The 18,263-nt window shown below is 37.1% G+C and carries 20 protein-coding genes; 11 read left to right on the top strand and 9 right to left on the bottom strand.

From position 1 onward, the window contains the following. Position 1: 1 nt before the first annotated feature. The 3 genes from MUA87_RS03335 to MUA87_RS03325 all read right to left on the bottom strand — a co-directional run bounded on the left by MUA87_RS03335 (position 2) and on the right by MUA87_RS03325 (position 2,372). Entirely contained in the window at positions 2-757 is a 756-nt protein-coding gene (locus MUA87_RS03335) for a GNAT family N-acetyltransferase (RefSeq protein ID WP_262551294.1), read from the bottom strand. A 22-nt stretch (positions 758-779) separates the two neighbouring features. After that, entirely contained in the window at positions 780-1,331 is a 552-nt protein-coding gene (locus MUA87_RS03330; protein WP_002479614.1) for a biotin transporter BioY, read from the bottom strand. A 96-nt stretch (positions 1,332-1,427) separates the two neighbouring features. Beyond that, the gene (locus MUA87_RS03325; RefSeq protein WP_262551293.1) at positions 1,428-2,372 is read right to left on the bottom strand and encodes a nucleoside hydrolase; all 945 of its coding nucleotides are present in this window, start codon (positions 2,370-2,372) and stop codon (positions 1,428-1,430) included. A gap of 200 nt (positions 2,373-2,572) precedes the next feature. Here MUA87_RS03325 and MUA87_RS03320 point away from each other — a divergent pair, with 200 nt between their 5' ends. Continuing rightward, positions 2,573-3,718 carry an acyl-CoA dehydrogenase family protein gene (locus MUA87_RS03320; RefSeq protein WP_083326792.1) on the top strand — a complete coding sequence of 382 codons (1,146 nt, stop codon included), beginning with the start codon at positions 2,573-2,575 and terminating at the stop codon, positions 3,716-3,718. 164 nt (positions 3,719-3,882) lie between these two features. After that, the gene (locus tag MUA87_RS03315) at positions 3,883-4,809 is read left to right on the top strand and encodes an iron-hydroxamate ABC transporter substrate-binding protein (RefSeq protein ID WP_002479617.1); all 927 of its coding nucleotides are present in this window, start codon (positions 3,883-3,885) and stop codon (positions 4,807-4,809) included. 55 nt (positions 4,810-4,864) lie between these two features. Here the strand turns inward: MUA87_RS03315 and yut are convergent, their stop codons facing one another. Next, on the bottom strand, positions 4,865-5,794 hold the full coding sequence (gene yut, locus MUA87_RS03310; RefSeq protein WP_002479618.1) for an urea transporter: 930 nt from the start codon (positions 5,792-5,794) through the stop codon (positions 4,865-4,867). A 296-nt stretch (positions 5,795-6,090) separates the two neighbouring features. Here yut and MUA87_RS03305 point away from each other — a divergent pair, with 296 nt between their 5' ends. From MUA87_RS03305 to MUA87_RS03275, 7 genes are read left to right on the top strand one after another with little or no spacing between them, the layout of a single operon-like run. Continuing rightward, positions 6,091-6,393 (top strand): urease subunit gamma, encoded by a 303-nt coding sequence (locus tag MUA87_RS03305; RefSeq protein ID WP_262551292.1) that lies wholly within the window; start codon positions 6,091-6,093, stop codon positions 6,391-6,393. 16 nt (positions 6,394-6,409) lie between these two features. Further along, positions 6,410-6,823 carry an urease subunit beta gene (locus MUA87_RS03300; protein WP_023015003.1) on the top strand — a complete coding sequence of 138 codons (414 nt, stop codon included), beginning with the start codon at positions 6,410-6,412 and terminating at the stop codon, positions 6,821-6,823. After that, complete coding sequence (ureC, locus tag MUA87_RS03295) at positions 6,820-8,535, top strand: urease subunit alpha (protein WP_002479621.1); 1,716 nt, start codon at positions 6,820-6,822, stop codon at positions 8,533-8,535. The genes MUA87_RS03300 and ureC overlap by 4 nt, the downstream gene beginning before the upstream one ends. Before the next feature lie 13 nt (positions 8,536-8,548). Next, complete coding sequence (gene ureE / locus MUA87_RS03290) at positions 8,549-9,001, top strand: urease accessory protein UreE (RefSeq protein ID WP_060803651.1); 453 nt, start codon at positions 8,549-8,551, stop codon at positions 8,999-9,001. Next, positions 8,994-9,683, top strand: a complete 690-nt coding sequence (locus MUA87_RS03285; RefSeq protein ID WP_002479623.1) for an urease accessory protein UreF — start codon at positions 8,994-8,996, stop codon at positions 9,681-9,683. The genes ureE and MUA87_RS03285 overlap by 8 nt, the downstream gene beginning before the upstream one ends. Before the next feature lie 12 nt (positions 9,684-9,695). Then, positions 9,696-10,310 (top strand): urease accessory protein UreG, encoded by a 615-nt coding sequence (ureG, locus tag MUA87_RS03280; protein ID WP_262551291.1) that lies wholly within the window; start codon positions 9,696-9,698, stop codon positions 10,308-10,310. Then, positions 10,310-11,149: an urease accessory protein UreD gene (locus tag MUA87_RS03275; protein ID WP_262551290.1), complete on the top strand. Its 840-nt coding sequence runs from the start codon at positions 10,310-10,312 to the stop codon at positions 11,147-11,149. The genes ureG and MUA87_RS03275 overlap by 1 nt, the downstream gene beginning before the upstream one ends. An 89-nt stretch (positions 11,150-11,238) precedes the next feature. Here MUA87_RS03275 and MUA87_RS03270 read toward each other — a convergent pair whose 3' ends face one another. Both MUA87_RS03270 and MUA87_RS03265 read right to left on the bottom strand, forming a co-directional pair. Further along, complete coding sequence (locus MUA87_RS03270) at positions 11,239-12,099, bottom strand: patatin-like phospholipase family protein (protein WP_060803649.1); 861 nt, start codon at positions 12,097-12,099, stop codon at positions 11,239-11,241. Between the two features lie 36 nt (positions 12,100-12,135). Beyond that, entirely contained in the window at positions 12,136-12,612 is a 477-nt protein-coding gene (locus MUA87_RS03265) for a TspO/MBR family protein (RefSeq protein WP_023015009.1), read from the bottom strand. 178 nt (positions 12,613-12,790) lie between these two features. Here MUA87_RS03265 and MUA87_RS03260 point away from each other — a divergent pair, with 178 nt between their 5' ends. Next, positions 12,791-13,216: a very short patch repair endonuclease gene (locus tag MUA87_RS03260; protein WP_070863870.1), complete on the top strand. Its 426-nt coding sequence runs from the start codon at positions 12,791-12,793 to the stop codon at positions 13,214-13,216. A gap of 93 nt (positions 13,217-13,309) precedes the next feature. Here MUA87_RS03260 and MUA87_RS03255 read toward each other — a convergent pair whose 3' ends face one another. After that, positions 13,310-13,666 (bottom strand): transcriptional regulator, SarA/Rot family, encoded by a 357-nt coding sequence (locus MUA87_RS03255; RefSeq protein ID WP_002479629.1) that lies wholly within the window; start codon positions 13,664-13,666, stop codon positions 13,310-13,312. 334 nt (positions 13,667-14,000) lie between these two features. On the opposite strand from MUA87_RS03255, the gene MUA87_RS03250 reads away from it, so the two are divergent. Continuing rightward, positions 14,001-16,262, top strand: coding sequence for an ATP-binding cassette domain-containing protein (locus MUA87_RS03250; protein WP_060803648.1), 2,262 nt, complete (start codon positions 14,001-14,003; stop codon positions 16,260-16,262). A gap of 60 nt (positions 16,263-16,322) precedes the next feature. Here the strand turns inward: MUA87_RS03250 and MUA87_RS03245 are convergent, their stop codons facing one another. Then, a complete protein-coding gene (locus MUA87_RS03245) occupies positions 16,323-16,679 on the bottom strand; it encodes a DoxX family protein (RefSeq protein ID WP_023015013.1) in 357 nt (118 codons plus the stop codon). A 13-nt stretch (positions 16,680-16,692) separates the two neighbouring features. Further along, positions 16,693-17,745 (bottom strand): LLM class flavin-dependent oxidoreductase, encoded by a 1,053-nt coding sequence (locus tag MUA87_RS03240; protein ID WP_037556060.1) that lies wholly within the window; start codon positions 17,743-17,745, stop codon positions 16,693-16,695. Positions 17,746-18,263: the final 518 nt, after the last annotated feature.

The raw sequence follows: 18,263 nt of genomic DNA, 5'->3' as shown, positions 1-18,263 counted from the left end.
CTTATATATTCTCTTTTATCACACTATAACAATAACTGATGAAGGTATAGCCTTGTTTAATATACATTTCCTTGGCAGTATCTTCACCGTCTGCGATTAAAATCAAAGGTTTATGCTTGGCATAATTTGCGACAAATCCCTGCATAGCGCGTCCGATTCCTTGTCCACGCATTTCTTTGATCACACCGAAACTATCGATTTCAATCGTTTCTTCTGATTCAATCATATCTAATGTGCCGACTGGTTGATTATCTTTATAAGCAATCACCCGCTTCACATTCGTTGCGCCTTCAAATTGTTGTCTTAAAGTTTTAACCACTTCGTCTGCGTAGTCTTTACCGTAATCCAGTGAAAAATAACGACAGATTTTCAAATAATCATCCAAATGATAAATATCGACAAAACGGATATCTAAACCATTTGGAATGTCACCTGCAAGCTCATGTGCTTCGATCGCATACATTTCTAACAACACAACATCAAAATTCTCTCGTTCAAAATATGTACGAAACGTGGAATCTAAAGGTGTATTTTCTGGAAAAGTAAATGCCAAATGGCGGCTCTCTTGTTTGAAATGTGCGTGTGTTTGTGTTTTGACATCTTCTAACCAAGTTTCAAACGTCGGCATGTCATGATATACCCATTTATTCGTATAATACGTTAAAGGTTCTTGTGGTGTTAAATAAATCGTCTTTTGTTCATCTTCATAAGCAATCGTTCCAGGTTGATCAATTAATCGCATGGATAGCGGCCCCATCTTTATCCCTCTTTCTGCTACCTCAGAAACGAATCAATTGTTTAAAGCGTGTGTGATTCAATAATGCTGCACCGATTAAGCATGCGATAATCGCTTTAATAATATCCCCCGGCATAAAGACAAATGATAAAAAGAATGCTTTTGATAATGGCATATGTGTAATCACGCCCATAATTAATGTGCCGACAATGTCTAATAATAAGACACCCGCAATTAATGTTGGTAAAAATAAACGACCGAAATTGATTCGTTCTATAGATTTATCGCGCGCATACCCAATTAAGAAAGCGACGACTGGATATAAGAATAAGAAACCTGCTGATGGACCAGCAAAAACTCCTATACCACCACGACCGCCTGATAGTACAGGTAAACCGCACGCTGCTAAAATTAAAAATACAATTACGCTTAATGTACCATACTTTTTGCCTAAAAGAATACCTGCTAGAAAAATACCGACATTTTGCAAGACAATCGGTACTGGCATGAATGGAAGCGGAATAGGTGGAATCAGACCAAGCAATGCGATAATAGCTGTCATAATCGCAGTAAATGTGATATGTTTTGTTGTCATAATATAACCTCCTCAAAATCTTACATGGAAGATTATATCACATATGTTAACTTTAATTTACGATAAGTTAACATTTATTTGTATAATTTTACACGTCTAGACACGAACCTTTGCGGCAAGGTTTGTCATGTAGTCAAAGAATGCATCTCTGTGCACATCATCGACTAATCTGATTGTACGGCCGCCCTCTTGAACACGTTTAGTTCGTCCTTGACTCGGTCCTTTTGTAATCACTTCTGTTTGTACTTCTTCAACATGTATTAACTCAGGTTTTCTGACAGAAGCTGTTGTTAAGACATCCCATAAGAAATACGTAGAGTTCGTCACAAAATGCGTTAATGGCGGAACTGCAGCATAACAAACACCTAAGAAATCTACACCTAAAATATCACGTTGATCTGCCCACATTTGTCTGACATCAATTGTTAACGGCACTTTATTTGTACTTTCTAACGCAACCATATCAATCGCAATATCTGTATCAAAAACCGTTGCGACTGCTTCTGGATCCCAAAAGGCATTCCATTCTGCAGTTCCATCATGTTCAGGTTCTTCAACATTGCCTTTCGTTAAGAATGTTCCCCCCATCCATACTAAGCGTTCAATTTTTTCTGTGATATGCGGAGCAACCTCTAATGCTTTAGCCAAATCTGTTAAAGGTCCAGTAAATAACAAGGTTACTGGTTTCTTACTCGCTTCTAATTTTTCTATTATATCTTCATATGCTTCAAGTTCTGATTGCGATGCTCGTTGTTCAGTACGTGATTCATTCAATACTGGTAATGCATCTACAAAGAAGGCATGCATACGCCATTCTTTAGGAAATGGATTCTTCCCTCTTTGTGATGATGCGGCAACTTTTAAATCTCTATCTGAAAAGCGGTTAATGATTTTAATAGACGCACTCACTGCGGGTTCTACATAACTGTCAGCACCAATTGCGCTGACACCGATTAATTCAACATCTTCCATCTGTAGTAATAAAAAGAGAGACACTAAATCATCTACACCGCCATCGTGGTTGAAATATATTTGTTTCATGTTCTACCTCCAAAATTTATGTATATTACTTATTAAATTGAAATTCACAACAAATGTAAAGTAAGCATTTAACCAGAAATTTAATTGTATGATGTCTAGCTTTTCTCTTAAAACAAATGCAGACCGCTAAAAACTACCAACTCTCTATTCCGAGTGATACACTAAACTTAACAAGGCAACAAACGTCAGGAGGAATGACATTGTTAGAATCAGGATTAATTCATACAGAGATTCAACGTAAATGGTTAACAAAATTACAATCAGTCAAAGACGAATTTCAAGCACATGCAGCATACAATGATGCGCATAGCCGCTTCCCTCACGAGAATATTGATTGGCTCGTTAAAGAAGGTTATACCTTATTAACCTTGCCGAAAGCTTATGGCGGTGAAGGTGCGACAATTGAAGATATGGTTATCATCCAAAGTTATTTAGGTTCTATTGATGGTGCCACAGCTTTATCTATCGGTTGGCATTTAAGTACTGCAGGACAAATATTTGAAGAACAAAAATGGGAGCCTCACCTACTCGATCAATTAGCACAAGCTATTCAAGAAGGTGCGTTGATTAATAGAGCGGTGAGTGAAGCGGATACTGGAAGTCCGACACGTGGCGGCAAACCTTCAACACACGCTAAACGCTCAGGTTCAGAATATGTTTTAAACGGCGTTAAAACTTTTACTTCAATGTTGCCAGCTTTAACCCATTTCTTAGTTAGCGGCTACAATGAAGCCACAGACCAATTCGGTTTCTTCTTAGTTGAAAAAGAAACGCCTGGAGTGTCTGTTGCTGAAACTTGGAATGTGGTTGGCATGCGTGCGACGGAAAGTCATGACCTGGTATTAGAAGATGTGCATATACCACAAGAAAACTTTGTAGAAGTTGCGGGCGGTTCAAAAGGACCGAACGGTTGGATTCTGCATATCCCAAGTGTGTATTTAGGTATTGCACAAGCTGCGGCAGATTATGCGAAAGACTTCGCCAAAACACATCAGCCGAATAGTATTGATTACCCTATCGGACATCTTCCGACTGTCCAACAATCAATCGGTGAAATGGAGTCGTTATTACTTTCAGCACGTGCCTTTTTATGGTCTACAGCCCGTACGTATCATGAAGCCCCTGATGCACCTGTTTGGAATGAAACTTCCGCAAGTAAAATTTTAGTAATGAATCAAGGTTTGAAAGTCATCGATTTAGCAATGCGCATTGTCGGTGCGAAAAGTTTAGAAATGGATCGCCCGCTTCAACGCTATTATCGTGACATGCGTGCTGGTCTGCATAATCCGCCAATGGAAGATGCGGCTTACACAAATATTGCCAAATCAGAACTCAACTTATTCTAGTGACTTAACACTATGTTCAATAGTCGAACATAGTGTTTTTCATTTTAAACAAATAATAAATGTTGATTTATTTAGAAATTTATATTGTGCTTTCTGCCAATACCCTTTATAATTTTGAATAACGCTAAACGATAATCGTTTTCAATTAGGAGGAAGATATAAAGATGAAAAAATTACTCATCCCACTGATTGTGTTAGTCCTTGTGCTTGCAGCATGCGGTAAACAATCCAGTGATCAAAAAGATTCAAAAAAAGAAACACGTTCATATACAATGGATAACGGTAAGAAAGTAGATATTCCGAAAGAACCTAAACGTATTGCGGTTGTTGCACCTACATACGCTGGCGGTGTAAAAAAATTAGGCGGTAACGTTGTAGCAGTCAACAGCCAAGTCGATGACAGCCCTATCTTAAAAGAAAAATTCAAAGGTGTTGAAAAAATCGGCGCCACTGGCAGCGAAGATGTTGAAAAAGTAATCAAACAAAAACCAGATTTAATCATTGTTTATTCAACAGATAAAAACATCAAGAAATATCAAAAAGCAGCTCCTACTGTAGTTTTCGACTACGCAAAACATAAGTACTTAGATCAACAAATTGAACTAGGTAAATTATTAGGTAAAGAAGACGAAGCTAAAAAATGGACAGAGGATTGGAAAAAAGAAACTAAAAAAGATGGTAAAGAGATTCAAGATAAAATCGGTAAAGATTCAACAATCTCATTATTAGATGAATTCGATAAAAAACTTTATACGTACGGTCCAAACTGGGGTCGTGGCGGTGAAGTGATTTATCAAGCATTCGGCTTACAAATGCCAGAAAAACAAAAAGAACTAGTTAAAAAAGATGGTTGGGCAGAAATAAAACAAGAGAAAATCCCTGAATATGCAGGCGACTATATTGTATCAACACGTGCCGGCAAAGCTGAACCATCATATACTCAAACAAACCTTTGGAAAAACCTTCCAGCAGTTAAAGAAGGACATGTCATCAAAGTAGATGCGAAAACATACTGGTTCAACGACCCTTACACATTAGAATTCATGCGTAAAGATTTAAAAGAAAAACTCGAACAAGCAGCTTCTAAATAATATGAAAAAACGGCTTACACAGTAAACAGGTTGTGTAAGCCGTTTTCTTTATAGATTATTTATTTTCAGTTTCGCTTTCAACAGGCATCACATTTGGTTTACCTGCCATCAACATCAACCATGTTGCGACGATGAACGGTAATGTGAATACTGGCAAGCCGAAAGGTTTTAACCAAGTCACTAAACCAGCATGTACAACCACTGTGATAAAAATACCAAATAACATACTTAAATATTTGTTAAATACAGAGGTTTCTTTAAAGGTAACCCCTAAAGCTAATATTACTAAGATGACATTATAGCCATATAATCCTGTATTAATATCATCATGATTCGCCCCAAATAACATTACCACAAAAACACCGATAATATTTGCGACGACTGAGAAGATACCTGCACGTTTAGAAGCAATAAAGATACCAATCAGTATCAATAAGCCCCCTACTGTACTTTTCACCAAGAAAATTTCACTAAAGCCATCTAAGAAAGTCATCACACCGTTAATCGCGTGATGTGAAAATGTAATCTCACGTACCGTAGAAGGTAAAATATTAACCCCAGCATTGACGTGTTCGAATTGGAAGGACATAAATAAAAACATCCAACTGATAAACACATACGGCATGGTCAACATCGGCAAGTCAAAACGCGATAATAAATGACGAAATGCGGCACCAAGCGGTAATGTCAATACAACCGCAAGTGCTGTCATACCAATACCTTTAATGTCTGGCACTAAGAATATGGTTAAAGCCACACCTGTCAGCACTGGATTAAAACCAGCCAGCCCCTCTTTGATTTCTTCTTTGGAATAATTTGTATAAGGTGCTAATACATAAGCAATCAAACTAGAAAGCAATGCTGCTAGCCCTACTTTCCAATTTGCTACAAATAAACCTGCTAAAATGAATAGCCCTGTCCAAGCATTATTTAACAATAATACTTGTGAGATATTCTTTAATACAACGTCGACTAATTGACGCATCGATCCTTCACCTGATTTCTCAAAATTTATAAACAGTTATAATTTTAACAAAATAGGATAGTGAATAAAACCTATTGCTCTCTATTTATAATTTTTTTAGATTAAAATACAACGTTTGTTTGAAAATGTACCAAAAAAGGTAAAACTCCCTTGGGTTAATTAAAGTGTATATTCAAGCCTTAACTTGTTAATTTGCAATTATATTTGGCACCACAAATATATATTTCTTGTATATCGATAAGTCGAGTCTTACAATGGATTAGTATTATTTAACATATATGAAAGAAGGGATTACTTTGCATTTTACTCAACGTGAACAAGATAAATTGATGTTGGTTATTGCGAATGACGTTGCACGCAGACGTCAAAAACGCGGTTTAAAATTAAACTATCCTGAAGCGGTAGCTATCATCAGTTACGAAATGTTAGAAGGTGCAAGAGATGGTAAGAGCGTTGCCGACCTTATGAGTTACGGCAGACAAATTTTAAATAAGGATGATGTAATGGAAGGTGTAGCAGATATGATCACAGACATCGAAGTTGAAGCTACATTCCCTGACGGCACAAAATTAATCACGATACATCATCCGATTATTTAAAGGGGGATTATATATTATGAGACCTGGTGAAATTATAGTAAAACGTACTGAAATAGAAATAAATAAAGGTACTGATTCTACTGAAACAGTAATCGTTGTTAAAAATATAGGAGACCGCCCTATTCAAGTCGGTTCTCATTATCATTTTTTTGAAGTAAATGATGGCTTAAAATTTGATAGAGAGAAAGCATATGGTAAACATTTAGATATTCCAGCTGGTGCAGCTGTACGCTTTGAACCTGGGGATGAAAAGAAAGTACAACTTGTGGAATATAACGGTAATCGTCGTATTTACGGATTCCGAGGAATGGTTAATGGACCGATTGATGAAGATCGTGTCTTCCGTGTAGACGATGATCATCCGAACGCTGGTATTAAAGACGACGAAGGAATGAAAAATGCGAATAAAGAAAGTGGGTATGATCGATGAGCTTTAAAATGACACAATCTCAATATACAAGTTTATATGGTCCGACTGTCGGCGATTCTATTCGATTAGCTGATACAAACTTGTTTGCACGAGTAGAAAAAGACTATGCGTCATATGGGGATGAAGCTACTTTCGGCGGCGGTAAATCTGTGCGTGACGGTATGGCTCAAAATCCTAACGTAACACGTGATGACCGTAATGTTGCAGATACTGTTATTACAAACGCAGTTATTATTGATTACGATAAAGTATACAAAGCAGATATCGGAATTAAAAACGGCTATATCATGAGATATGGTAAAGCTGGTAACCCTGATATTATGGACAACGTTAATATCATTATCGGTGCAAACACTGATATCATTTCAGCTGAAGGTAAGATCGTAACAGCTGGCGGTATTGATACACACGTACACTTTATTAACCCTGAACAATCATGGGTTGCGCTTGAAAGTGGTGTTACAACACATATCGGCGGCGGTACTGGTGCTTCTGAAGGTTCTAAAGCCACTACGGTTGCTCCAGGTCCATGGCATATGCACCGTATGTTAGAAGCAGCTGAGGCTCTACCAGTCAACGTTGGTTTCACTGGTAAAGGACAAGCACATAACCACACAGCATTAATTGAACAAATCCACGCTGGCGCAATCGGCTTGAAAGTCCATGAGGACTGGGGAGCAACACCATCTGCGCTAAGTCATGCATTAGACGTAGCTGATGATTATGATGTTCAAATCGCATTACACGCAGATACGTTGAATGAAGCGGGCTTCATGGAAGATACGATGAAAGCAATCAAAGACCGTGTCATTCATATGTACCACACTGAAGGTGCTGGTGGCGGACATGCGCCTGACTTAATCAAATCAGCAAGCTATCCTAATGTCCTTCCATCATCTACTAACCCAACACTACCTTACACAACAAATACAATTGATGAGCACTTAGATATGGTTATGATTACACACCACTTGAACGCTTCTATTCCTGAAGACGTAGCATTCGCTGATTCACGTATCCGTAAAGAAACAATTGCAGCGGAAGACGTATTACAAGATATGGGTGTATTCAGTATGGTCAGCTCTGACTCACAAGCAATGGGCCGTGTCGGTGAAGTTATCACACGTACATGGCAAGTCGCACACCGTATGAAAGAACAACGCGGTTATTTAGATGGCGACTCAGAATACAATGACAACAACCGTATCAAACGTTATATCGCAAAATACACAATCAACCCTGCGATTACACACGGTATCTCTGAATATGTCGGTTCAATTGAACCTGGCAAACTTGCGGATATTGTAATTTGGGAGCCTGCATTCTTTGGTGTAAAACCTGATGTTGTCTTAAAAGGCGGAATGATCAGTACAGCAATCAACGGTGATGCAAATGGTTCTATCCCAATCTCAGAACCTCTTAAATTCCGTAAAATGTACGGTCAACTTGGCGGTAACATGACAGGTACAAACATGACATTCGTATCAAACATTGCTTATATGAACGATATTCAACGTCAATTGAACTTGCATCGTTTAATCCGTCCAGTTAAAAATATCCGTAACCTACGTAAAACAGATATGAAAAACAATACAGCAACACCAAAATTAGACGTAGATCCACAAACGTATGAAGTGTTTGTAGATGGCGAAAAAATCACAAGCGAACCTGCTAAAGAGTTGCCATTAACACAACGTTACTTCTTATTCTAGGAGGCTAGCTTTCATGATAGTAGAAGAAATTCTTGGCAATATCGCCAATTTATCACCTGAAGAAAAACAAAAGCACACTGAAAAAGTGTATCTAGAAAACTCTGATTTAGTTAAACGCATCCAACGTGTCAAAACTGACCACGGTAATGAAATCGGAATCCGCTTAAAAAACCCTGTAGACTTGCAGTATGGCGATATCTTATATGAAGATGACAACAACCGTATCGTGGTTGATGTCAATTCTGAAGATATTTTGGTTATCAAACCACGTTCACTGCAAGAAATGGGAGATATTGCCCATCAGCTGGGTAACCGTCATTTACCTGCACAATTCACAGAAAATGAAATGTTGGTACAATACGATTATTTAGTTGAAGATTTATTAAAATCATTAGGCATCCCCCACTCACGTGAGGATCGCAAAGTAAACAAAGCCTTCCGTCATATAGGACATTCACATGATTGATCATGCGTCTTTACGCTTGTTTCAATTTTGCGATTCGCAATTCCCTACAGGTGCTTTCAGCCATTCATTCGGATTAGAAACTTATATCCAAAGAGGGACTGTTCATGATGAACAGTCCTTCCAAGAATGGTTGAAACTCTTTTTAAGTGAACAACTCACATATGCGGATGGATTAGCGATGCGCTTCGTTTACGAAGCACTGAATCAGAATGATGAAAAAAGAGTATTAGAATTAGATCGTTTATTATTTGTTCAAAATATGCCGAGAGAAACACGTGTCGGTACCAAACAAATGGGAACACGTATGGTGAAACTAGCTGATGAACTTTACGATAGTGAATGGATTCATTGGTATCACGAACAATATCAAGCAAAACAAGCGAAATTGCATCCAGCAATCTGCTTTACAATGCTTGGTCATTATCTCGGTGTCGATATTGAAATGATTATCGATTATTATTTATATCAAAACGTTTCATCTTTAACTCAAAATGCGGTCAGAGCCATTCCATTAGGACAAACTGCAGGTCAACGTATTGTGACGCAGATGATTCCTTTTATGAAACAAACACGCGACCATATTTTTGAGCTTAAAGCATCTGAATTCGGCATCACTGCACCAGGACTTGAAATCAATCAAATGGAACATGAAAAAGTGAATGTACGAATCTTTATTTCTTAGGAGGCAAGATTTATGACTCAACCTATTAAAATCGGAGTCGGCGGCCCTGTAGGCGCAGGTAAAACCGAACTTGTAGAAAAAGTAGTAAAACATCTTTCTAAAGAATTAAGCATCGGTGTTATTACAAATGATATTTATACAAAAGAAGACGAAAAAATCTTAGTAAATTCTGGCGTACTTCCTGCAGATCGTATCATCGGAGTTGAAACTGGCGGTTGCCCTCATACAGCAATTCGTGAAGATGCTTCAATGAACTTTGCGGCAATTGATGAATTAGTTGAACGTCATGAAGATATTGAATTGATTTTCGTAGAATCAGGCGGCGACAACTTAGCTGCGACATTCAGTCCAGAACTTGTAGATTTCTCAATTTATATTATCGACGTTGCACAAGGTGAAAAAATCCCACGTAAAGGCGGACAAGGTATGATTAAATCTGATTTCTTCATCATCAACAAAACAGATTTATCACCTTATGTCGGCGCATCTTTAGAACAAATGGCTGAAGATACACGTACTTTCCGTGGTGATCGTCCATTCACATTCACAAACCTTAAAACAGAAGAAGGTTTAGACAATGTGATTAACTGGATTGAACGTGATGTGCTGCTTAAAGGACTAGAGTAATGTCTGAAGAAAAGCAATGGACAGGACAGTTAGATATCACCGTCTTTAATGACGGTGAACGTTCTGTGGCACGCGATATCTTTTTTGAACAAGCATTAAAAGTGATTCGCCCTATTTATTTAAATGGCTCAAATATCCCGACATTCTATATTGTTAATGTCGGCGGCGGCTATTTAGATGGAGACCGTTATCGCTTAAATGTTAAAGTGAAAGAAAATGCGGCAACGACACTCACATCGCAAGGTGCAACAAAAATCTACAAAACATTGAAAGACCATGTTGAACAGTACCAAACGTTCACGATTGAAGATAACGCTTATATGGAATATGTAGGCGATCCGATTATAGCTTATAAAGATGCAAAGTTTTATCAGCATAATCAGTATCATCTGGCTAAAACCGGCGCAATGTTTTATACCGATATCTTAACGCCTGGTTATTCTCCAGATGAAGCGCACTTTACGTATGACTATCTTCATCTGCTTAATGAAATTTTCGTTGACGGTGAATTAGTCGTCTATGATAACTTGTTGTTGGATCCAAATAAAAATCGTGTAGATGCTTTAGGTTATATGGAAGGTTATTCTCATCTAGGGTCTTGTTATTTCATTCATCCAAATGCGAATAAAGAAACAGTTGAAGAACTTTATGAGATTATGGCACCTTATGCGAAACAAGAAGACTGCAGAATCGGTATTACTGAACTTGCGACACATGGTATCAGTATCCGTATTCTTGCACATCAAACTGATTTAATTTTAGATATTCTAAATGACGTGCAACAACAACTTGTCAGAAAACATTATGACAGAGATGTAGATTTCTTAAGAAAATATTAATAGCAATCAAGTTATACACCTGATTGCAAACTAAAGGACGGTTATTCATTCTTTGATAACCGTCCTTTTTACATACATAATTTTATAAGTTACTGTTTGTTCCAAAATGCTTTAAGCGCTTGTGTTTCTTCATGCCCTTGTTGGCGTGCAGCTTCAGCTACTTCTTTACGTAATGCACCATTCATTGTATTATAATCATATTTTTCCAGAATGCTCATTACAGTGCTATCTGGTTTGACTGTATACACACTTTGACCTCGTTCTTGCATATGGTCCACTAAATCAGATAATGCATAAGGTGTTTTCACTGGTAAATTCGCAGCTAATACCACAACTTTATCCGCTTCACTGACATCTGGATTATCCATAGAATAAGAACCGCCATCATAATAGTGTTTATCATGCAGCTGAATCGTCGGATAAGCCCCTTGGAATGCGCCACTCGCCGCAATAGCTTTAACTAACGGTACATCAGAGTTTTCATCAAATACACGACGTTGATTTGTTTCTACTTCTGTCACTACAATTTTGATTTTAGGTGTCCAGCCCGAAACCGCATTGCCTAAGCTGTTTCTGATCATATTGAGTCGTTCTGTTTCAGGCAAATCTACTTTAGGATGCATAGCCATCTGACTCATACCATCAATCCATTCTTCTACAGTACGCGCATTTTTCTCTAATTGATCAAATTGCGCAAAGATATCTGCTAAATCATCATCCGTTAATGGATTTTCAGCTTCTCTTTGATAGTTTAGTTGTTCTTCCCATATTGTTTCCCAGTCTGCTTCTGATGCGAGAACTGTGCCCACTTGTGCACCCGCAGATGTTCCGACAAATTCATCGGCATCTCTCAAGTCTAAACCTTTCTCAGCTAAACCTCTTAAATAACCGATTTCCCATGCCATGCCGAATTGACCGCCGGCACCTAAAATTACTGATGTTGTTGCCATATGATTCACTTCCTTCAACTTTTATTATGACATGAATTATTGATCTTTGTTTAAAATCCAGCTTCCTGTCGCAAGATAGCTCGCAAATGCACACCATAATGCATAAGGCACCATTAACAAGCCGCTGCGTTTATCTGCTTTATAGAAATTGACTGCCGTGACGACAACAGATGCGAATAAAGCATAACTTTCAATCATTGCTGCTCCACGTAGTTTATATTTGAAATACAATACAGACCATAAGAAATTCAAACCAAGTTGTGTATAGTGTGAAATCGGTACAGATTTATCTTTACTTGCGTTACGTGCAATCATATATGCGACGCCCATCGCAAGATACAAACCTGACCAGACAATGGGATACGTAATACCTGGCGGTGAAAGCGGCGGGTTCTTTTCTTTTTGATAAACTTGACGTGCATTGCTTGTCGCATATTTTGCTACCAAAGTGCCCCCTACTGTCGGCGTTATTAAATGTACAATATCTCTCAGAACTTTGAATGGTTGTTTCAAACTATCCCTTCCTTCTGTTTCATATAATTATTTTCTTTACTTTATGTATCTACCCTTTAGAAAAAGCATTAAATATCATCGTTGTATGTTTATGTTATTATCTGCGTGATGCTGCATAACAACAGGCTTTTTCGGGAATATCAATATAGAACGTCTTATATGTATGAGGTGAATTTATATGACAGAATCTAAAGCGTATCGTTCTAAGATGATGTCTAAAATCAAAGGCACAGGCGGCAAAGCTGAAACACAACTTGCTAAAGCTTTATGGCACCAAGGTGTCCGTTATTTTAAGAATTATAAGAAACTACCCGGCACCCCAGATATCGCTATCACTAAATATAACGTAATGGTATTTGTAGATGGGGAATTCTGGCATGGTTATGATTGGGAAAATGTTAAACAAAAAAGAATCCACACGAACCGTTCATATTGGATACCGAAATTAGAACGCAATATGGAAAGAGATCAAGAAGTGAATCAGAAATTAGAAGAAATGGGTTATACTGTCTTACGTTTTTGGGAGAAACATGAAGTGTTTAAGGACATGGATGCTTGTGTCCAACAAGTGTTAGATGCGATTGAACAAAATAAACAAAAATAAAAAAGTGAGCTATCTCAATGAATAACTCACTTTTTTATTACTAATTTTTTGTGCCTGTTGAAATAATCTTAAATTCCCCAACTTCTCCTATGATTAAAATACTTTGCTGACCGCTTTACAAAGAGCCTCGATTTCTTTTCTTTGCTCTGGATCAACTACTAAAATCACGGTTCTTTCATCATGTTTATTTCTTTTTTTAGTTAAGAGTTTACGCTCTTTAAGCTTTTGAATCGCTTTAGAAATAAAATATGGTTTTAAGTTGGAAAGTTGAATGATTTCTTTTACATTGAACTCTGTACGTTCTTTTTCACTGCTGTGAATGTAGTTTAAAATAAAGAGTTCTTCAAAAGTGATTTGAAACTCACTTTTAATTGTAGCACTGACCTCTCTTACTTTTTGTGCTACAGTGACGAATTTTGATAAATCATTAATTATGTTTTTATTGTTCATAGTGAAATTCACTCCTTCTTGATGTTTTTCGAAGATGTTTAGTGAATTGTTCTGATAATTTCAAGCAAGCCCCTACATAAACTAATTTTATTACAACTCTCATTAAATAACAATCTATTTTTGTTCCTAAAATAATCAAAATAGTAAACGTCATAATGTTGAAATCAGTCATCACGAATGTAAAGTTTTCACTAAGGTTAATTGGGTTAATAGGATGACTGTCTATTCAAAAAATCAAAAGCAATAAAAGTAGTAATAAATGAATATTGGGGAATACAATTAATCAATGTCATAATGAATGTGTATCACATATACAAACAAGGAGGAAGAAAAGATGAAACAAGATTATATCCGTGTCAAAGGTGCGACACAGAATAATTTAAAATCCATCGATGTAGACATTCCGAAACATTTCATAACTGTATTTACAGGCCGTTCTGGTTCAGGAAAGTCTTCACTCGTTTTTAATACACTCGCTGCTGAATCAGAGCACCTTTTAAACGAAACTTATTCAAGTTACATACAGTTTCATCTTAATCAACAACCTAGACCTAGCGTCGATCACATCGACCATCTGCCTGTTGCGATGACAATCAGCCAACAACGTTATAACGGCAACTCTCGCTCAACAGTCGGCACAATTTCAGACATATACGCATCTGTGCGTTTATTATGGTCACGTATCGGCACACCTTTTGTAGGCTATTCTGATGTTTTTTCATTCAACAGCCCATCAGGCATGTGCAAAGAATGTGAAGGTTTAGGCTACATTGAATCAATTAATTTAGATGAATTGTTAGATTGGGATAAGTCATTAAATGAAGGTGCCATCGACTTCCCTTCTTTCGGTCCGGATAAAGAAAGAGGAAAAGCATATCGCGACAGCGGTTTGTTTGATAATGATAAAAAGTTAAAAGACTTTACCAAAGAAGAACTTGATTTATTTTTATATCAACAGCCGACAAAGCTTAAAAATCCACCGAAAGAATGGAGAAAAACTGCGAAATATGTGGGATTGATTCCGCGTTTCAGCCGTATCTTTTTAGGAGATAAAACTTTTGCGAAAAAACGTTATGCACGCCATTTAAAACACGTCGTTACCACTAAAACATGTCCTGTTTGTGAAGGACAAAGACTAAATCAAAAGGTATTAAGTTGTAAAATCAATGGCTATAATATTTCTGATTTTACTAAAATGACAATTAAAGAGAACTTGGCTTTTTTAGATCAATTGAATCAACCAACTGCAGAATTTATTATTGCGCCGCTTCGAAAACAACTTGAAGCCCTAGATTTCATAGGATTAAGCTATCTAACACTCGACCGTGTCACAACAACACTTTCTGGTGGAGAAGCACAACGCCTTAAATTAATCCGTCATTTGAATAGTCCTTTATCTGATTTAGTTTATATTATTGATGAACCCAGTGTTGGTTTGCATCCTGAAGATATACAAAAAATCAATATTATTTTACAATCACTTAAAGAAAAAGGCAATACTGTTTTAATTGTTGAACATGATCCTGATGTTATTAAAGAAGCGGATTATGTCATTGATATGGGACCAGGTTCTGGTAAGAATGGTGGAGAAATTACATTTGAAGGAGATTATCCAGCATTATTAGAATCTGATACAGCGACAGGTCATGCGTTAAGAAAACCACATCACCTTAAAAATGACGTGCGTCAACCTGCAGGATATTTCCATCTCGGACCAATTACAGAAAATAATTTAAAAGATGTCACGGTTGATTTACCTAAACAAGTCATGACGGTTATGACAGGTGTCGCAGGTTCTGGTAAGAGTACTTTGGTCAAAAAAGGATTTGAAGATAATGAACACACTATCTTTGTTGATCAAAAAGCAGTTCAAGGTTCAAGCCGTTCTAATCTACTGACTTATTTAGGTGTCTTTGATCAAGTACGAAAATTCTTCAGCCAACAAACCGGATTAAGCAAAGCGATGTTCAGCTATAATTCTAAAGGTGCATGCCCCAATTGCGGCGGTAAAGGTTATATTAAAACTGAACTAGCCTTTATGGCTGATTTTTCTCAGACTTGTGAAGTGTGTCATGGTAAACGCTATAAACCTGAAGTATTAGAAGCAACAGTTAACGGTTATAATATTGCGGATGTTTTAAACTTAACTGTAGATGAAGGTTTAGAATTCTTTAAAGGGCATCAAGAAATTGAAGATGCATTAGAGTCATTAAGCCAAACTGGATTAAATTATATGGCACTCGGTCAACCGCTAGACACCTTATCTGGCGGTGAGATTCAACGCGTTAAATTAAGTCAGCATTTAGTCGAACCGACAACTGATTATGTTTATATCTTTGATGAGCCGACAACAGGTTTACATGAAGAAGACATTCCTCTACTATTGAATCGCTTCAATGATTTAATTGAAGCTGGGAATACAGTGATTCTGATTGAACATAACTTATCCATGATGTGTGAAGCGGATTGGCTCATTGATGTCGGACCAGGTCCAGGTTTAGAAGGAGGACAAATCTTATTCAGCGGCTTGCCTAAAGACTTCCTACAAACAGATACCTTAACTGCCAAACATTTAAAACGTTATACTCAAGCATAATAAAAAGGCTCAACCACAGTTTTGTGATTGAGCCTTATTCATATATACACTAATTATTTATTATTTTTTACTGCAAATTGTATCAGCTGAAGATAATGCAGCTAATTTCAATAAGTCAGTTGCGTGTTTAGCGCCTTCTTTACCATGACCTGCTTCGTAGTGTTTGTAAGCTGCAACACCTAAAACACCTACTGCTAATAATGAAGCAACATTTGTCATTTTTTTGTTGCCGAAGCTTAGTAAATAGATTAAACCACTTGCTGCTTCTAAAGTACCTGCAACTGTTACCCATTTAGAATCAAGGCCGAACACATTTGCGAAAGTATCTTTCATACCTGCGTCACCTTTTAATTTTGGCTCTGAAGCCTGTAATAATTCCTTAGCGATTTTAATATTATTTAAATAACGTAATAACATAATACAATCTCCTTTATTTATTATTAAAATATTCCTCTACAATAGGTTTTACCCTTTCTCCGTATAATTTAATTGCATGCATTACACGGTCATGTGGCATAGACCCTACTGGCAGGTGAATCATGAAACGATTCAAGTTCAATTCTTCGATTACTTTAATCATTTTCTTTGCGACTGTTTCTGGACTTCCTACAAACATTGCACCTTCATCGCTGATTTCACGTTGGAAATGCGCTTGATCGTATGGCGGCCAATTACGTTCTCTGGCGATGATATCATGTGCGACTTTAGTCGGCGCGTAAAACTCACGTTGTGCCGCTTCATCAGTCTCTGCGATATAACCCCAAGAATGTACTGCAACCGGCATATCTTCTGCGCGATAGCCTCTGTTTTCAGCAACTGCACGATACACTGCAATATTACGTTTGAAACGTCTAGGATTACCACCGATAATCGCGTAGGTAATCGGTAAACCGAACTCTGCAGCTCTCATAGAAGACTCTGGTGTGCCTCCTGTTGCGAGCCAAATTGGAATTTCCTCTTGCACTGCTCTAGGATATACACCTAAGTTGTTAATTGCTGGACGCAAACCGCCTTCCCATTTAACAATCTCATGTTGATTGATACGTTTCAATAATTCCAACTTCTCAATAAACAATTGATCGTAATCATCAAGGTTGTAACCGAATAATGGGAAAGATTCGATAAACGAACCGCGCCCTACCATAATTTCAGCACGTCCGTTAGATACTGCATCCAATGTCGCAAAACGTTCATAGACACGTACTGGATCATCTGATGATAAAACCGTTACTGCCGATGAAAGTTTAATACGTTTCGTTGTTGTCGCTGCTGCCGCAAGTACAGTCACAGGATCTGAAACTGCATAATCTGAACGATGATGTTCACCTAATCCATATACATCCAGCCCTACTTCATCAGCAAGTTGGATTTCTTCTACGATGTTTCTAATACGTTCTGCTGCTGTTAATTTTTCTTGAATGCCATTTTCTGTATAAATATCAGTGTTGTCTGCAAAGGATGTCATTCCAATTTCGAGTTTCACTTTTTTCACCTCTTTAGGTATAATTTTTATACTTAAATAATACATCTGTTCTTTCCTTAAGTCAATACTTTCAACTCGAGCAGAACAAAGAGATAAAAACTTCCATTTAATGAAGAAAAGCCTAACTTTACATTAAGTTAATAGTTAACATCCACCTATTGTGTTTAATTAGATGACTATCTATTCGACAGAATTTTAAAAATAAATCTCCGTCATATTAACTACAAAGCAACATTTATTCATTGGAAATTATGTTTCAAAGTTTTCTGTTATATTACAAGACTGTAATATGAAAATCCTTTACAAATAATTAAAAATGTTAAAAATGCGATAACATCAACATTCTAAGACTATAGTCCTACTTTCATGCTTATTACATCCAAATACATAATTATTAGAACTAAATTACAAAACGATAACAAACCACACAAGTGCAATTTTTTTTGGTAGAGTAAGTCTTGTCGTTAAGAGAACGAAACAAACAAAACAAATTATGAAATTTAGTAAATGTTAATCCA

The organism is Staphylococcus simulans, assembly GCF_025561465.1.
GTDB classification, from domain to species: Bacteria; Bacillota; Bacilli; order Staphylococcales; family Staphylococcaceae; genus Staphylococcus; species Staphylococcus simulans.
This window is presented reverse-complemented; position numbering and strand designations above follow the sequence as displayed.

Coding starts and splice junctions, on each gene's coding strand:
- MUA87_RS03245 (WP_023015013.1), bottom strand. CDS start 16,679: ATGTTATTACGTTATTTAAATAATATTAAAATCGCTAAGGAATTATTA.
- MUA87_RS03330 (WP_002479614.1), bottom strand. CDS start 1,331: ATGACAACAAAACATATCACATTTACTGCGATTATGACAGCTATTATC.
- MUA87_RS03335 (WP_262551294.1), bottom strand. CDS start 757: ATGGGGCCGCTATCCATGCGATTAATTGATCAACCTGGAACGATTGCT.
- MUA87_RS03325 (WP_262551293.1), bottom strand. CDS start 2,372: ATGAAACAAATATATTTCAACCACGATGGCGGTGTAGATGATTTAGTG.
- MUA87_RS03275 (WP_262551290.1), top strand. CDS start 10,310: ATGTCTGAAGAAAAGCAATGGACAGGACAGTTAGATATCACCGTCTTT.
- MUA87_RS03300 (WP_023015003.1), top strand. CDS start 6,410: ATGAGACCTGGTGAAATTATAGTAAAACGTACTGAAATAGAAATAAAT.
- ureE (WP_060803651.1), top strand. CDS start 8,549: ATGATAGTAGAAGAAATTCTTGGCAATATCGCCAATTTATCACCTGAA.
- ureC (WP_002479621.1), top strand. CDS start 6,820: ATGAGCTTTAAAATGACACAATCTCAATATACAAGTTTATATGGTCCG.
- yut (WP_002479618.1), bottom strand. CDS start 5,794: ATGCGTCAATTAGTCGACGTTGTATTAAAGAATATCTCACAAGTATTA.
- MUA87_RS03250 (WP_060803648.1), top strand. CDS start 14,001: ATGAAACAAGATTATATCCGTGTCAAAGGTGCGACACAGAATAATTTA.
- MUA87_RS03260 (WP_070863870.1), top strand. CDS start 12,791: ATGACAGAATCTAAAGCGTATCGTTCTAAGATGATGTCTAAAATCAAA.
- MUA87_RS03315 (WP_002479617.1), top strand. CDS start 3,883: ATGAAAAAATTACTCATCCCACTGATTGTGTTAGTCCTTGTGCTTGCA.
- MUA87_RS03255 (WP_002479629.1), bottom strand. CDS start 13,666: ATGAACAATAAAAACATAATTAATGATTTATCAAAATTCGTCACTGTA.
- MUA87_RS03285 (WP_002479623.1), top strand. CDS start 8,994: ATGATTGATCATGCGTCTTTACGCTTGTTTCAATTTTGCGATTCGCAA.
- ureG (WP_262551291.1), top strand. CDS start 9,696: ATGACTCAACCTATTAAAATCGGAGTCGGCGGCCCTGTAGGCGCAGGT.
- MUA87_RS03270 (WP_060803649.1), bottom strand. CDS start 12,099: ATGGCAACAACATCAGTAATTTTAGGTGCCGGCGGTCAATTCGGCATG.